Genomic DNA, 14,652 nt, shown 5'->3' on the forward strand with positions numbered 1-14,652 from the left:
ACTGTGGCCCGGGCGACGCCGCCGCGTCCGGGAGTCGGCGTCCGTTGTCCGGTAAGGAACGGCCCCGTTCCCGGGGAGAGGGGTAACGCCCCAGGCCCGTGGCGGGGGCCCGGTCACGGTACCGCGACCGGGCCCCGTCCCGATGGCTCAGCGGTGGCTGAACCACGTCATGGAGGAGAGCGCCTTGTCGTCGTAGCCGAAGAGGGCCTGGTTCTCCCAGCCGTTGCCGGAGCCTGGGTCCGCCGGGTCCCAGCCGTTGCCGGGGACGGCGGTCCAGGTGGCCTCCCAGTAGAAGACGCCGAGGCCGCGGCCGTTCGGGACGGCCTCCACGATGCTCGCCACGTCGTTCAGCCACTTGGTCTGGCCGGCCGCGGTCGCCGGGTAGCCGGGGACGAGTTCGCCGGTGGTGTCGATCTGGTTGGTGAGCGCGTCGTCGCTGTCGAGACGGAAGGGGTAGGCCGTCTCGGCGACGAACACCGGCTTGCCGTAGCGGGCGGCCGCGTCGTCCAGGGTGGTCTGGAAGTCGGAGAGCGCGCCGTGCCAGTAGCCGTAGTACGACAGGCCGATCACGTCGAACCTGACGCCGTTGGCCACCGCGTTGTCGAACCACCACTCGGTGCCGGCCTTGTCCCCGCCCTTGGCGAGGTGCAGCGCGACGGAGGTGGACGGGTTGACCGCCTTGACGGCGCTGTAGCCGGAGTTGATCAACCCGGCGAGCTGGGTCCAGTTGTCCGTGGATCCCTCGGACCACAGCATGCCGCCATTGATCTCATTGCCCACCTGGACCATGTCGGCGGTGGTGCCTTGAGCCTTCAAGGCGTTCAACACGTCGTACGTGTGGTTGTACACGTCGGTCTTCAGTTGACTGTACGTGTGACCCGACCACGCGGCCGGCTTCTTCTGGGCGCCCGGGTCGGCCCAGGTGTCCGAGTAGTGGAAGTCGACCAGCAGCTTCATGCCCTGTGCCTTGACGCGCTTGGCCATCGCCAGGACGTGCGCCTTGTCGTTGAAGCCGTCGGCGGGGTTCACCCACACCTTCAGGCGCGCGTAGTTCATGCCGTACGACTTGAGGATGGGCAGGGCGTCACCGGTGGTGCCCGAACTCGTCCGGTAGACGCCGCCCTTGGCCTCGCTCTTGGCGAGGGAGGAGATGTCGGCGCCATGGATGGAGGTACCCGTGGTGCCGGATGTGAAGGTCAGATCGTCAACGTTGATCCAGTTGCCCGCGTTCGCGTCGCTGTTGATGCTGATGGTGCACTGGTTGTTGGTCACATTGACCGGCGTGACGATCCGGATCCATCCACTGGACGAGACCGGCAGATCGGTGCGCTGTTCGGAACCCCCGCAGTTCTTGAGCGCTATGTACGCGGCCTTCTGTCCGCCGCTGGACCGCACCCACGCGGTCAGCCTGTAGTTCCCGTTGGCCAGCCCGGACAGGTACTGGTAGGTCTCCACCTTGTAGGCGGAGGCCGAGTAGTGGCTGAGGCGGTAGCTCCCGGCGTGGCCGCCGGCCTCGGTGTAGGAGGCGCCGGCGTCGCCGTACTCGGACCAGCCGGCGGGCACGGCCGCGCCCGTGCCGTCGGACTCGAAGCCGCCGTTGGCCAGCGTGCTCGCGGCCTGGGCGGTCTGGGCGGGCAGGGCGGTGAGGGCGAGCCCGGCCGCGAGCGGCGGCAGCAGGGCGGTGATGGTGCGTCTGGGATGGAACTTCATCGTCCGTCGTCCCTTCGACGTAACTGGGGAGGGGCTCCTCCCGCGGTGGGCCGGAGGAGGCCCCCTCCGCCCGCGGCTCCCACGGCTCACGCGGGCGGAGGGGAGTCGGCTCAGCCGTCGAGTCGCACGACCCGGACGGCTCCCGCCGGGACCGCCAGGCGGCCCGCGGCGCGTTCGCCCGTCAGCAGCTCGGTGCCGGGCGCGTCCAGCGGCACCTTGGTGTCGCCGGCGGTGTGGTTGATGACGAACAGGAAGGTGCCCGACTCGCCGCTGCGGCGCACGACCTCGACGTCGCGGGGCAGTTCGGCGCGCGGGGCGAGACCGGCGTCGTCGGCCGCGCGGGCGAGGAGCGCGTCCAGGCCCTGGGTGTCGAGGCGGGTGGACACGTACCAGGCGGTGCCCTGGCCGAGCCGGTGCCGGGTGACGGCCGGGTGGCCCGCGGTGAGCCCGTCGGCGTACCGCCACACGGTCTCGGCGCCGCGCGGGACGACGAACTCCGTCCACACGTCACCGGTCGGCCCGGGCCCGTCCGGGCCGGTCAGCCGCACCCGCTGGTCCTTCAGCAGGGGCGAGAACTCCTCCACGGTCAGTCCGAGGACATCGCGCAGCACGCCCGGACAGGCGCCCTCGTGGACGGCGTCGTGTTCGTCCACGATCCCGGAGAAGTACGACACCACTAGCGTGCCGCCGTTCTCGACGTAGCCGCGGACGTTGTGCCCGGCGGCCTCGGTCATCAGGTACAGGGCCGGCACCACGACCAGGGGGTAGGCGGACAGGTCGGCTTCCGGGTGGGCGAAGTCGACGGTGAGGTGGCGGTCGTAGAGGGCCTCGTAGAAGGAGTCGGCACGCTCGCGCGCGTCGTGGTCCTCGCTGGGCCGCCAGTCGAGGCCCTGCGCCCACCAGGACTGCCAGTCCCACAGCATGGCCACGTCGGCCTCGGTGCGGGTGCCCCGGATCCCGCTCAACGCGTCCACCGAGGCGCCGAGTTCGACGACCTCGCGCCAGACACGGGTGTCGGTGCCGCCGTGCGGGACCATCGCGGAGTGGAACTTCTCGGCGCCACGCCGGGACTGGCGCCACTGGAAGAACATCGCGCCCTCGGAGCCGCGGGCGACATGGGCGAGGGAGTTGCGGGCCATCTGCCCGGGTGCCTTGGCGGGGTTGCGGGGCTGCCAGTTGACGCCCGAGGTGGAGTGCTCCAGCAGCAGCCAGGGGGCGCCGCCGGCGACCGAGCGGGTGAGGTCGGCGGCCATCGCGAGGTTGACGTGGGTGCGGCGGCCGTCGGTGATCAGGTAGTGGTCGTTGGTGACGAGGTCGACCTCGCGGCCCCAGGCCCAGTAGTCCATGGAGTCGCACTGGCTGAGGGCGGTCATGAAGTTGGTGGTGACCGGGACGCCGGGTGACAGGCGGTGCAGGATGTCGCGCTCGGCGCGGAAGTTCTCCCGGATCAGGGCGTCGGCGAACCGCTTGTAGTCCAGGGCCTGGCCCGGGTTGCCGGCGGTCGGGGTGGTGCGGGGCGGGTTGATCTGTGCGAGGTCCGTGTAGCGCTGGCCCCAGAAGGCCGTTCCCCAGGCCTCGTTGACCGCGTCCACGCCGCCGTAGGTGTCCGCGAGCCAGCGGCGGAAACGGGCCGCGCAGGAGTCGCAGTAGCAGGCGGAGACGGGGACGCCGTACTCGTTGTGGACGTGCCACATCGCGAGCGCGGGATGGTCGCCGTAGCGCTCGGCGAGCCGGGTGGTGATGTTCGCGGCGGCTGCGCGGTAGTCGGCGTTGCTGTGGCAGATCGCGCCGCGCGAGCCGAATTCGTAGCGCACGCCGTCGGCGGTGACCGGCAGGGCCTCGGGGTGGGCCCGGTAGAACCAGACGGGCGGCACCACCGTGGGTGTGCCGAGGTCGACGCGGATGCCGCCCTCGTGCAGCAGGCCGAGGATCCGGTCGAGCCAGCCGAAGTCGTACTCCCCCGGCGCCGGTTCCAGCAGGGCCCAGGAGAAGATGCCGACGCTCACCATCGTGACCCCGGCCTCCCGCATCAGCCGGACGTCCTCCTGCCAGACGGATTCCGGCCACTGCTCGGGGTTGTAGTCCCCGCCGAAGGCGAGCCGCGTAAGACCCCTGGGGGCGGTGACCGGCATGGATCTCTCCCGGAAAATCGATCAGATGGGAACGTGCACACACAGCCGCTGCGGTGCGAGCCCAACATAACCGCACAGCAACAACCATTGACAAGTGTCCGGGATGTTTCTCTACTGTGAACGCTCACAGAAGCATGGCAGGGGCTCCCGGCAGGCGGGCGTCCGCGTCATGTGAGCGTGCACACAACTGCATGACAGGTCCCCGCAGCGGGCGGGGACCCGGGTCAGGGGAGAAACCATGCCGCACACGAAGCGCCGTCGCCTCGTGACAACCGCCGTCGCCGTGTCGCTCGGCGCCACCGCCCTCGCCGCCTGTGGGTCCGGGGACGACAGCGAGGCCGAGTCGGGTCCCGTGTCGCTGACGTACTGGACCTGGACACCCGGCATGGACAAGGTCGTCGACCTGTGGAACAAGGGGCCGGGGAAGAAGGAACAGATCACCGTCACGGTGAAGAAGCAGGCGTCCGGCGACACGCTGGTCACCAAGATCCTCACCTCGCACAAGGCGAAGAAGGCCCCCGACCTGGTGCAGGCCGAGTACCAGGCGCTGCCGACCCTGGTCAGCAACGACGCCCTGGCCGATGTGTCCGAGGACGTCGAGGACGTCAAGGACAAGTTCGCCGAGGGCGTCTGGCAGCAGACCACGCTCGGCACGGAGGCCGTCTACGCGGTGCCGCAGGACATCGGCCCGATGATGTTCTACTACCGCGAGGACCTCTTCAAGCAGTACGGCCTCAAGGTCCCCACCACCTGGGAGCAGTTCGCCGAGACCGCCCGCCAGCTGAAGAAGAAGGCCCCCGACAAGGACCTGACCACCTTCTCCGCCAACGACTCCGGTCTCTTCGCGGGCCTCGCCCAGCAGGCCGGCGCCAAGTGGTGGAGCACCTCCGGCGACAAGTGGAAGGTCGGCATCGACGACGCGGCCACCCGGAAGGTCGCCGAGTTCTGGGGCGGCCTGGTCGAGGAGGGCGTCATCGACAACCAGCCGATGTACACCCCGTCCTGGAACAAGGCGTTGAACACGGGCAAGCAGATCGCCTGGGTGAGCGCCGTGTGGGCGCCCGGCACGCTGACCACGGCGGCACCGGACACCAAGGGCAAGTGGGCCATGGCCCCGCTCCCCCAGTGGTCGGCGGACCAGGACGTCACCGGCAGCTGGGGCGGCTCCTCCACGGCCGTCACCACCGACTCCGCGCACAAGGAGGCCGCCGCCAAGTTCGCGGTCTGGCTGAACACCGACCACGACGCCCTGAACGCGCTGGCGAAGGAGGGCGGCATCTACCCGGCGTCCACCTCCGCCCAGCTCAGCGGCGCCTTCTCCAACCCGCCGGCGTACTTCTCCAACCAGCCGGACTTCTACACCAAGGCCGCCGACATAGCGAAGACCACCGCGCCCGCGTCCTGGGGCCCGAACGTGAACGTCGCCTACACGTCCTTCAAGGACGCCTTCGGCGCCGCCGCCAAGAACAAGTCGGACTTCGCCGCCGCCCTGAGGAAGATGCAGGACGACACGGTCGCCGACATGAAGAAGCAGGGCTTCGGGGTTTCGCAGTGAGCAGCCCGACCAGCCGGAGGGGGTACGGGGTCAAGGCGGCCCCCTACACCTTCCTCCTCCCCGCCACGATCCTGTTCGCCCTCTTCTTCGCGCTGCCCATCGGCTACGCGGTGTGGCTCAGCTTCCGCAAGGTGCACGTCTCCGGGCTCGGCCTGGGCTCGGGCGCCCGGCGGGAGGTCTGGGCCGGCTTCGAGAACTACCGCGCGGCCTTCCAGGACAGCGAGTTGCTGCACGGCGCGCTGCGCGTGCTCGGCTACGGCTGCGTCGTCGTCCCGGTGATGCTCGGCCTCGCCCTGCTGTTCGCACTGATGCTGGACTCCGAGAAGGTGCGGCTCGCCCCGTTCACCCGGCTCGCGATCTTCCTGCCGTACGCCATCCCCGGCGTGGTGGCCGCGCTGCTGTGGGGCTTCCTGTACCTGCCGGACGTCAGCCCCTTCTACTTCGTGCTCGACAAGCTGGGCCTGCCGCAGCCGGACCTGCTGGACGGCGGTCCGCTGTATCTCGCCCTGTCGAACATCGCGGTCTGGGGCGGCACCGGCTTCAACATGATCGTCATCTACACCTCGCTCAGGTCGATCCCGGCGGAGGTGTACGAGGCGGCACGGCTGGACGGCGCCACCCCGCTGCAGATCGCGCTGCGGATCAAGATCCCGATGGTGGCGCCCTCGCTGGTGCTGACCTTCTTCTTCTCGATCATCGCGACGCTCCAGGTGTTCAGCGAGCCGATGACCCTGAAGCCGCTCACCAACTCGGTCAACACGACCTGGAGTCCGCTGATGAAGGTGTACCAGGACGCCTTCGGCCGCAACGACATCTACTCGGCGGCGGCCGAGGCGACGCTGATCGCCGTGGTCACGCTGCTGCTGTCGTTCGGGTTCCTGCGGGCCTCGAACCGCCGCGACAAGCGGGACGTCAGTCAAGGAGGGGCGCGATGAGTGCTCTCGCCGTCCAGAAGGCGGCCCCGGCCGCCGGCACCACTCCGGGTACGGCGCGGCGTCCTCCGCTGCGGCGCCGGATCGCGCTGGTGCCGACGGTCACGCTGCTGCTCGGCGCGGTGTACACCCTGCTGCCGGTCGCCTGGGTGGTGATCGCGTCCACCAAGTCCGGGCACGAGCTGTTCTCCACGTTCACCTTCCTGCCCGGCACCGGCTTCGCCGACAACATCAGGGACCTCGACGCCTACCGGGGCGGGGTCTACTGGACGTGGATGGGCAACTCCGCGCTGTACGCCGGTCTGGGCGCCCTGCTGTCCACCGCCGTGTCGGCGTTCAGCGGCTACGCGCTCGCCACGTACCGCTTCCGGGGCCGCGAGTCGATGTTCAACGTGCTGCTCGCGGGCGTCCTGATGCCACCGGTGATCCTCGCCATCCCGCAGTACCTGCTGCTGGCGAAGGCCGACCTCACGGACTCCTACCTGTCCGTGCTGCTGCCGCAGATCCTCTCCCCGTACGGGGTCTACCTGGCCCGGATCTACGCGTCCGCCGCCGTGCCGGCCGACGTGGTGGAGGCCGGGCGGATGGACGGGGCGAGCGAGTGGCGGATCTTCACCCGGATCGCGCTGCCGATGATGATCCCCGGCATGGTGACGGTGTTCCTGTTCCAGTTCGTCGCGGTCTGGAACAACTTCCTGCTGCCGTACATCATGCTCAGCGACGACGAGAAGTTCCCGCTGACGCTGGGCCTTCACACGCTGCTGGAGCAGGGCGCGAACACGCCCGCGCTGTACACACTGGTGATCACCGGCGCGTTCCTCGCGGTGCTCCCGCTGATCGCGCTGTTCCTGGTCATCCAGCGGTTCTGGAGCCTGGATCTGCTGTCCGGGGCCGTAAAGTCATGACCATGAGCAATACGGGGGGCCGGCGCAGGGCACCGACGATCCACGATGTGGCGCGCGAGGCCGGGGTCTCGCGCGGCACCGTCTCGCGGGTGCTCAACGGCGGGCACTATGTGAGCCCCGCAGCCCAGGAAGCGGTCAACGCCGCCATCCGCAAGACCGGGTACGTCGTGAACCGGCACGCCCGTTCGCTGATAACGGGGCGTTCGGACTCGGTCGGCTTCCTGCTGACCGAGCCGCAGGAGCGATTCTTCGAGGACCCGAACTTCAACGTCCTGCTGCGCGGCTGCACCCAGGCGCTGGCCGCGCACGACATCCCGCTGCTGCTGATGCTGGCGGGCACTCGGGACGAACGGCGCCGGATCACGCGGTACATCACCGCCGGGCACGTCGACGGGGTGCTGCTGGTCTCCAGCCACTCCGGCGACCCGGTCGCCGAGGAGCTGCGCGCGGCGGGGGTGCCGCTGGTCGCCTGTGGCAAGCCGATCGGCCTCGGTTCGAAGGTGAGTTACGTCGCCGCCGACGACCGGGACGGCGCCCGGGACATGGTGCGGCACCTGCTGTCGCTGGGGCGGCGCCGGATCGGTGTGGTCACCGGTCCGCTGGACACCCCGGGCGGTGTGGAGCGGCTGGCCGGGTACCGGGAGGTGCTCGCCGAGGCGGGCCTCCCGGCCGACGAGCGGCTCGTCGTCTCCGGCGACTACAGCCGTGCGAGCGGTGAGGCGGGCGCGGAACGGCTGCTGGAGAGGGCGCCGGACATGGACGCCGTGTTCGTCGCCTCCGATCTGATGGCGCAGGGCGTGCTGGCGGCCCTGCACCGGGCCGGGAAGCGGGTGCCGGAGGACATCGCCGTGGGCGGTTTCGACGACTCCCCGGCGGCGACCGCCGCCACTCCGGCGCTCACCACCATCCGGCAGCCGTGGGACCGGATCAGCAACGAGATGGTGCGGGTGCTGCTCGCCCAGCTGGGCGGTGAGGAGCCGGCGGCGGTGATCCTGCCCACGGAGCTGGTGCGGCGCGAGTCCGCGTGAGCGGTGGGCCGGGGCGCCCGGGGAAGCGCCGGGTCACGTCGTCGGGCGGCCGCTGCCTCGCCGTGGCCGGTCGCGCGTTTCACCGCTCACCTTCGGGGCGCCCGCCCGGGGGCGTTTTCACCTTGTCCCCGGTCTCACCAGGCCCGTCTCGTAGGCGATGACCACCGCCTGGGCGCGGTCGCGCAGGCCGAGTTTGGCGAAGATACGGGCCACGTGGGACTTGACCGTGGCCTCGCTGAGGGTCAGTTCGGTGGCGATTTCCGTGTTGGACAGGCCCCGGCCCATCAGGGTGAGCACCTCCCGCTCGCGCGGGGTGAGCGCGGCCAGATCGGCGGGGACGGCCGTGGCCGTCCGGCCGGCCTCGGCCGCGTACCGCTCCACCAGGCGCCGGGTGATCTGCGGGGCCAGCAGGGCGTCACCGGTGCCGACGAGCCGTACGGCCGCCGCCAGGTGCTCCGGGGTGACGTCCTTGAGCAGGAAGCCGCCGGCCCCGAGGGACAGGGCGGTGTACACGTACCGGTCCAGGTCGAAGGTGGTCAGCATGAGCACCCGGCAGCCGGGTGCCTCGGCCAGGATGCGCCGGGTGGCCTCCAGGCCGTCCATGACCGGCATGCGGATGTCCATGAGGACGACGTCGGGCTTGAGTTCACGGACGGCGGCGACCGCCTCGGCCCCGTCGGCGGCCTCGCCCGCCACCTCGATGCCCCGGGCGGTCAGGATCAGCCGGAAGCCGGTCCGGATCAGCGTCTGGTCGTCGGCGATCAGGACGCGGGGCGCCCGCTCGGGCGCGTCCGGCGTCACGGCCGGTCCAGGGGTATGCGGGCGCGCACCCGGAAGCCGCCGCCGAGTCTGCGCCGGGCGTCCAGCTCACCGCCGTAGACGGCGACCCGTTCCCGCAGGCCGAGCAGACCGCGTCCGGTGCCCTCGCCGTGCGGTCGGGAAGCGGGAGGCGAGCTGTCGCCGACGGTGGCGGACGGCGCGGTGCCGGTGAGCACGCTGGGGCCGGTGCTGAGGATCTCGACGCGCAGGGCGTGGCCGGCGTAGCGCACGGTCACCTGGGCCTTGCCGCCGTCGCCGTGCCGGAGCGCGTTGGTCAGGGCCTCCTGGATGATGCGGTAGGCGGTCACGTCGACGCCCTGCGGCAGCGGGCACGGCTCGCCCGAGACATGGACCTCCACGGGCAGCCCGGCGAACGATATCCGGTCCACCAGCGGGCCGAGCCGGTCCAGGCCGGGCTGCGGGGCGAGCGGCGCCGCCACCGCCCGCGCCCCCGGTCCCGGGTCGCCGTCCGTGCCGTCCGGTGCGGGCGCCAGCAGGCCCAGCAGGTGTCTCAGCTCGGTCATCGCGCCCCGCCCCGCGTCCTCCACGGCGCGCAGCGCGGTCGCCGCCTCGTCCGGCATGGTGCCGAGCACTTCCCGGGCGGCGCTCGCCTGGACGACCATCAGGCTGACGTTGTGGCTGACGATGTCGTGCAACTCCCTCGCGATCCGGTCCCGTTCGGCCGCGATCGCGGCCTCGGCGGCGCTCTCCCGCTCCCGCTCCAGCAACCAGCCCCGCTCACCGACCGCCGCCTGCCAGCGGCGCCGGGTCCGCGCCAGCGCCACGGCCAGCCCCAGGACGGCCGCGCACGCCACCGCGAACGCCGCCGTCAACACCTCGTCCTCCCCCATGGCCCCACTCTGGCAGACACCACTGACATCCGCATCGGCCTGGGGATACAGCGCCCTGCATCCCCGGGACGAGTCCCGCGGCCGAGTGCCATCCGGGGAGGGATGCCCGGGGTGCCGGCCCGCGTCTAGCGTCCTGACCATGGTCACCGAGGTGAGAACGGAAGACGCCGTCGTACGGCTCGACGGCGTGCGCAAGGAGTACGGCGAGACGGTCGCGCTCGACGGGGTGTCGCTGGAGATCCGGGCCGGGGAGGCGGTCGCGGTGATGGGCCCCTCGGGGTGCGGCAAGTCCACGCTGCTCAACATGATCGCCGGACTGGACCGGCCGTCGGCCGGGCGGGTCGTCGTGCACGGCGAGAACGTCGGGGAGTTGAGCGAGAAGGGGCTGGCGCTGTACCGGCGGCGCCGGATCGGGATGATCTTCCAGTTCTTCAACCTCGTCGACGACCTGTCGGCGCTGGACAACGTGGCGCTGGCGGCCCAGTTGACGGGGACACCGGCCCGGCAGGCCCGGCGGCGGGCGCTGGAGCTGTTCGAGGAGCTGGGGATCGCCGGCCGGCGCAACGCGTTTCCGGCGGTGCTCAGCGGCGGGGAGCGGCAGCGGGTCGCGGTGGCGCGGGCGTTGATGAACCGGCCCGCGCTGCTGCTGGCCGACGAGCCGACCGGCGCACTGGACAGCCGGGCCGGGGAGCAGGTGATGGACCTGCTGATCGACCTGAACCAGATCGGCCAGACCCTGGTCATCGTCACCCACGACGAGCGGCTCGCGCAGCGGTGCGCGAGCCGTCTGGTGCTGCTGGCCGACGGCCGGGTGACCGGTGGGCACACCCTGGAGCCGTCCGCGTGAGGGCGGTGTGGCGGGCCGCGCGGGCGGCCGTGCGCCGGCGGCGGCTGCAGACGCTGGTGATCTGGCTGGTCACCCTGGTGTCGACGGGGTCGACGGTGGTGGCGCTGGGGCTGGTGGACGCGGCGTCGGCACCGTTCGACCGCGCCTTCGCGAAGCTGCACGGGCCGCATGTCGTGGCCGCCTTCGACAGCGGCAAGGTGTCGGACGCCCGGCTGACGAGCGCGGCACGGCGGCCCGGGGTGGAGGCGGTGGCGGGGCCGTTCGCGCGGGCGACCGTCGGTGTTCCGCGCGGTGCGGGGGACTTCGGGCTCGGCGGTGAGATCACGGTGGTGGGCCGCCCCGGTCCCGGCGGGCCGGTGGACCGGATGGATGTGTGGGCGGGCCGCTGGCCCACCCGGCCGGGCGAGGTGATCCTGAACCGGCAGCCCGACTGGACCGCCGACGACCTCGGCAAGACGCTCCAGGTGCCGTCGGGCCCGCGGCTCACCGTCGTCGGGTTCGCCTTCGACCTGAGTCACACGGCGGACGCCTGGGTCGCCCCGGAGCAGATCGAAGCGCTGCACCCGGCCGGGCGGCAGATGCTGTTCCGGTTCCGGGACGCCGCGACGGAGCGGGAACTGCGCGCGCAACTGGACAAGGTCACCAGGGAGTTGCCGCCGGGCTCGCTCGCCGGATCGCAGACGTATCTGGCGCTCAAGCACCGGATCGGCGGCAACGCGCGCGCCTACGCGCCGTATCTGATGGCATTCGGGGTGCTCGGCATCCTGGTGGCCGTGCTGATCGTCGCGAACGTGGTCGGCGGGGCCGTGGTCTCCGGGTTCCGGCACATCGGCATCCTGAAGGCACTGGGCTTCACGCCGGGGCAGGTGCTGGGCGTCTATCTGGTGATGATCTCCGTGCCGGCGGTCCTGGGCTGTGTGCTCGGCACCGGGGCCGGCAATCTGCTGGCGGAGCCGTTCCTGGAGTTCGTGTTCTCCGGACCGGCCTCGGGGGTGCTGCACGACAGCGTGGGAATCCCGCTCTGGGTGAACCTGTCGGCGCTGCTCGGCATGCCCCTGGTCTGTGGGCTCGCCGCGCTCGGCCCCTCGGTGCGGGCGCGGCGGCTGCCGGCGGCGCGGGCCATCAGCGCGGGCAGCGCGCCCCGGGCCGGGCGGGCGCTCGGCCTTCAGCGGCGTCTGGCGGGCTCCCGGCTGCCCCGCTCGGTGAGTCTCGGCGCCGGGCTCCCCTTCGCCCGGCCCGCGCGCAGCGCGCTCACGCTGGCCGCCGTGGTCCTCGGGGTGACGACGGTGACCTTCGCGACCGGCCTCGCGGCAACGCTGAACAGCTTCGGGAACGGCGCTGCCCGCACCTACGACGTCACCGTCTACGTAGGGACGTCCCGGAACGGCAAGGAGGTGCGGCCGGTGCACGGCGACCGTGAACTCGAGGCGCTGCTGGGCTCGTTGCCGGGCGCGCGTCATGTCACGGCGCGGTCGGACGACGAAGTGCTCCTCACGGGCAGTACGAACGTGGTGATGTTCGAGGGACGGCGCGGCGGCCGGTCCCTGGACACGATGCTCGTCAAGGGCCGCTGGATGAGCCGGACGGGGGAGGTGGTGGCCGGGTCGCCGTTCCTGCGCCGCAACGGGGTGCGGCTCGGGGACCGGTTGCGGCTGCGCAAGGACGGCCGCGAGGAGCAGGTGACCGTCGTGGGCGAGACGCTGGACACCGACGACCGGCTGGTCATCGGCGACTGGCCGACGGTCACCGCGCTGATGCCGGCGGTGCGGCCGATCGCGTACCACGTGAAGCTGGACGAGGGCGTGGACCAGGAGGCGTACGCCCGTGCGGTCCGGGCCGTCGACCGGGGGCTGTCCGTCCAGTCGAGCGGGGCGAACACCGTCACCGGCACCATTGTCGGCTCCGCGACCGCGCTGACCCTGATGCTGGCCCTGGTCGCCTCCCTCGGTGTCTTCAACACCGCCGTGCTCAACACCCACGACCGGCGCCGTGATCTCGGGATGCTGAAGTCGATCGGGATGACCCCGGGCCAGGTGACGGTGATGACGGTGACGTCGATGGCGGTGCTCGGCGTGCTGGGGTCGCTGCTGGGGGTCCCGCTGGGCATCGCCGCCCACCGGGTGGTGGTGCCGCGCATGGCGGCCGGGCTGGACATCACGCTGCCCGGCTCCATGACGGCGGTCTGGCATCCGCCCCTCCTGGCCCTCCTCGCGCTCGCCGGGGTGGTGATCGCCGTCGTGGGGGCGCTGGTGCCCGCGCGCCGGGCGGCCCGGCTCACCGTCGCCGAGGTGCTGCACAACGAGTGAACGCGGCGACCGGTCAGGATCGGAGAAGCCGCCGCGGGCCCGCCCGTCCTAGCGTGGAGGCACCGACGAGGAACCCGTCGGCGCCCCGGCCCCGTGACGCCGGGCACCGCTGTGCGAAGGAGTGAGCATCATGGCCGCCGGCCTGCAGACGATCATCTACCCGGTGAAGGACCTGGACCGCGCCAAGGCCCTGTTCGGCGCGCTGCTGGGCGTGGAGCCGTACGCGGACGAGCCGTACTACGTGGGCTACAAGGCCGCCGGCCAGGACGTCGGGCTGGACCCCAGCGGGCACGCCAAGGGCATGACCGGGCCGGTGCCGTACTGGCACGTGACGGATCTGCGGGAGCGGCTCGCGGCGCTGCTGGCGGCGGGCGCCGAGCTGCTCCAGGACGCGCAGGACGTCGGCGGCGGCCGGCTGATCGCCTTCGTGAAGGACCCCGACGGCAACCACGTGGGACTGCTCCAGGACCCGTCGGCCCCGTCGAACCCGTCGGCCTGAGCCGGGAGCGACCGCCCGCCCCGGCACTAGTTGCACACTCAACGAGTGGCCGGGGCGGTGCTACCGTGCGGTTATGGCAGTGAAGACGGCCGAGACCCGGCTGGAGGAACGCTGGCGGGACATCCTCGCCGTGCACGCGCGCACGATGTGCGAGATCGACCGCGTCCTGCACCCGTACGGGCTGGGCGCCAGTGACTTCGAGGTGCTGGACCTGCTGGCCACGGAGCCGCCCGAGCAGGGTGAGCAGTGCCGGGTGCAGAACCTGGTCGGCCGGGTCCACCTCAGCCAGAGCGCGCTGTCCCGGCTGATCGGCCGGCTGGAGAAGGACGGCCTGGTGGAACGCACGGTGTGCGCGGAGGACCGGCGCGGGGTATGGGTCGCCCTCACCCCCAAGGGCCGCGCCCTGCACACCGAGGTACTCCCGCTCCAGCGGGAGGTTCTGCGGCGCATGCTGACCGGGCCGCAGCTCTAGAGCGGCGGCCCCGCCGGAGGACCGGTGCGTACCGCCGCGGGCGCCGCCGGGGTGGTGCCCCAGTGGCGCCCGCGGGAGGTGGTCCGTGGGTCGGTGGATTCGCCGCTCAGCGGGCCAGCAGCGTGCGGACTCCCTGTGACGTGAGCGTCAGGGCGTGGGAGGAGCTGCCGTCGATGGCGAGGGACAGGTTCTCGTCGGGCCACTGCGCGGCGAGCGCGCCGAGCGGGATCAGACGGTAGCGCGAGACGAAGGGCAGCAGATCGGTCATCTCGCCCTCCGTGGTGAACACCGGGACGACCGCGTCGCCGCCGGGCTGTTCCAGGACGGGCAGGGCCACCGTCGTGGCATCGGCGCCCTCTCCGTCCAGCGCGTCGTCCGGCACCGGGACGAGTACGTCACTGTGGGCGAGGGTGTCCAGGGCGGCCTGGTCCTCGGCGTTCACGGTCAGCGCGTCCAGCGCCTGCTGGGCCGGCGTCGGCGGGTCGGCGTGTGCGGGTGTCTCCATGGCTGGTCCCCAGGTTCGACGGTCGTACGGGCTGCCGGGACGGCTCGGCGCCCCGGGCGTGCTCCCGCCTCGCGTACCCGGTGGGGTGCGG

The 14,652-nt window shown here is 71.8% G+C and carries 13 protein-coding genes; 8 read left to right on the forward strand and 5 right to left on the reverse strand.

The window, feature by feature from the left end; genetic code table 11:
* Window positions 1–147 precede the first annotated feature (147 nt).
* Both HB370_RS05895 and HB370_RS05900 read right to left on the reverse strand, forming a co-directional pair.
* On the reverse strand, window positions 148–1,710 hold the full coding sequence (locus HB370_RS05895; protein WP_030784171.1) for a glycosyl hydrolase 53 family protein: 1,563 nt from the start codon (window positions 1,708–1,710) through the stop codon (window positions 148–150).
* Window positions 1,711–1,820: 110 nt separating this feature from the next.
* Entirely contained in the window at window positions 1,821–3,842 is a 2,022-nt protein-coding gene (locus HB370_RS05900) for a beta-galactosidase (protein ID WP_030784174.1), read from the reverse strand.
* A 238-nt stretch (window positions 3,843–4,080) separates the two neighbouring features.
* On the opposite strand from HB370_RS05900, the gene HB370_RS05905 reads away from it, so the two are divergent.
* From HB370_RS05905 to HB370_RS05920, 4 genes are read left to right on the forward strand one after another with little or no spacing between them, the layout of a single operon-like run.
* The gene (locus tag HB370_RS05905; protein ID WP_030784177.1) at window positions 4,081–5,397 is read left to right on the forward strand and encodes an extracellular solute-binding protein; all 1,317 of its coding nucleotides are present in this window, start codon (window positions 4,081–4,083) and stop codon (window positions 5,395–5,397) included.
* Window positions 5,394–6,332: a sugar ABC transporter permease gene (locus tag HB370_RS05910; RefSeq protein WP_030784180.1), complete on the forward strand. Its 939-nt coding sequence runs from the start codon at window positions 5,394–5,396 to the stop codon at window positions 6,330–6,332. Before HB370_RS05905 ends, HB370_RS05910 begins: the two co-directional genes overlap by 4 nt.
* Window positions 6,329–7,234 (forward strand): carbohydrate ABC transporter permease, encoded by a 906-nt coding sequence (locus HB370_RS05915; RefSeq protein ID WP_030784183.1) that lies wholly within the window; start codon window positions 6,329–6,331, stop codon window positions 7,232–7,234. The genes HB370_RS05910 and HB370_RS05915 overlap by 4 nt, the downstream gene beginning before the upstream one ends.
* Window positions 7,231–8,262 (forward strand): LacI family DNA-binding transcriptional regulator, encoded by a 1,032-nt coding sequence (locus HB370_RS05920; protein WP_030784186.1) that lies wholly within the window; start codon window positions 7,231–7,233, stop codon window positions 8,260–8,262. The genes HB370_RS05915 and HB370_RS05920 overlap by 4 nt, the downstream gene beginning before the upstream one ends.
* Window positions 8,263–8,379: 117 nt before the next feature.
* Here HB370_RS05920 and HB370_RS05925 read toward each other — a convergent pair whose 3' ends face one another.
* Together HB370_RS05925 and HB370_RS05930 are read right to left on the reverse strand one after the other, a co-directional pair.
* Complete coding sequence (locus tag HB370_RS05925; protein ID WP_030784189.1) at window positions 8,380–9,063, reverse strand: response regulator transcription factor; 684 nt, start codon at window positions 9,061–9,063, stop codon at window positions 8,380–8,382.
* Window positions 9,060–9,932, reverse strand: a complete 873-nt coding sequence (locus HB370_RS05930; RefSeq protein ID WP_030784192.1) for a histidine kinase — start codon at window positions 9,930–9,932, stop codon at window positions 9,060–9,062. Before HB370_RS05930 ends, HB370_RS05925 begins: the two co-directional genes overlap by 4 nt.
* 139 nt (window positions 9,933–10,071) lie before the next feature.
* Here HB370_RS05930 and HB370_RS05935 point away from each other — a divergent pair, with 139 nt between their 5' ends.
* From HB370_RS05935 to HB370_RS05950, 4 genes are all read left to right on the forward strand, one after another.
* A complete protein-coding gene (locus HB370_RS05935; RefSeq protein WP_030784194.1) occupies window positions 10,072–10,779 on the forward strand; it encodes an ABC transporter ATP-binding protein in 708 nt (235 codons plus the stop codon).
* A complete protein-coding gene (locus HB370_RS05940; RefSeq protein WP_030784197.1) occupies window positions 10,776–13,085 on the forward strand; it encodes an FtsX-like permease family protein in 2,310 nt (769 codons plus the stop codon). Before HB370_RS05935 ends, HB370_RS05940 begins: the two co-directional genes overlap by 4 nt.
* A 130-nt stretch (window positions 13,086–13,215) precedes the next feature.
* The gene (locus HB370_RS05945) at window positions 13,216–13,584 is read left to right on the forward strand and encodes a VOC family protein (protein ID WP_030784200.1); all 369 of its coding nucleotides are present in this window, start codon (window positions 13,216–13,218) and stop codon (window positions 13,582–13,584) included.
* 73 nt (window positions 13,585–13,657) lie between these two features.
* Window positions 13,658–14,056: a MarR family transcriptional regulator gene (locus tag HB370_RS05950; RefSeq protein ID WP_030784203.1), complete on the forward strand. Its 399-nt coding sequence runs from the start codon at window positions 13,658–13,660 to the stop codon at window positions 14,054–14,056.
* A gap of 106 nt (window positions 14,057–14,162) precedes the next feature.
* Here the strand turns inward: HB370_RS05950 and HB370_RS05955 are convergent, their stop codons facing one another.
* Window positions 14,163–14,561: an SseB family protein gene (locus HB370_RS05955; RefSeq protein ID WP_030784205.1), complete on the reverse strand. Its 399-nt coding sequence runs from the start codon at window positions 14,559–14,561 to the stop codon at window positions 14,163–14,165.
* Window positions 14,562–14,652 lie beyond the last annotated feature (91 nt).

Source organism: Streptomyces sp. DSM 40868, from assembly GCF_011820545.1.
Classification (GTDB): Bacteria; Actinomycetota; Actinomycetes; order Streptomycetales; family Streptomycetaceae; genus Streptomyces; species Streptomyces eurythermus.

Bases quoted from the DNA above. Each gene is read 5' to 3' on its own strand.
- HB370_RS05895 (WP_030784171.1), bottom strand. From the start codon at position 1,710: ATGAAGTTCCATCCCAGACGCACCATCACCGCCCTGCTGCCGCCGCTC.
- HB370_RS05900 (WP_030784174.1), bottom strand. From the start codon at position 3,842: ATGCCGGTCACCGCCCCCAGGGGTCTTACGCGGCTCGCCTTCGGCGGG.
- HB370_RS05905 (WP_030784177.1), top strand. From the start codon at position 4,081: ATGCCGCACACGAAGCGCCGTCGCCTCGTGACAACCGCCGTCGCCGTG.
- HB370_RS05915 (WP_030784183.1), top strand. From the start codon at position 6,329: ATGAGTGCTCTCGCCGTCCAGAAGGCGGCCCCGGCCGCCGGCACCACT.
- HB370_RS05920 (WP_030784186.1), top strand. From the start codon at position 7,231: ATGACCATGAGCAATACGGGGGGCCGGCGCAGGGCACCGACGATCCAC.
- HB370_RS05930 (WP_030784192.1), bottom strand. From the start codon at position 9,932: ATGGGGGAGGACGAGGTGTTGACGGCGGCGTTCGCGGTGGCGTGCGCG.
- HB370_RS05935 (WP_030784194.1), top strand. From the start codon at position 10,072: ATGGTCACCGAGGTGAGAACGGAAGACGCCGTCGTACGGCTCGACGGC.
- HB370_RS05945 (WP_030784200.1), top strand. From the start codon at position 13,216: ATGGCCGCCGGCCTGCAGACGATCATCTACCCGGTGAAGGACCTGGAC.
- HB370_RS05950 (WP_030784203.1), top strand. From the start codon at position 13,658: ATGGCAGTGAAGACGGCCGAGACCCGGCTGGAGGAACGCTGGCGGGAC.
- HB370_RS05955 (WP_030784205.1), bottom strand. From the start codon at position 14,561: ATGGAGACACCCGCACACGCCGACCCGCCGACGCCGGCCCAGCAGGCG.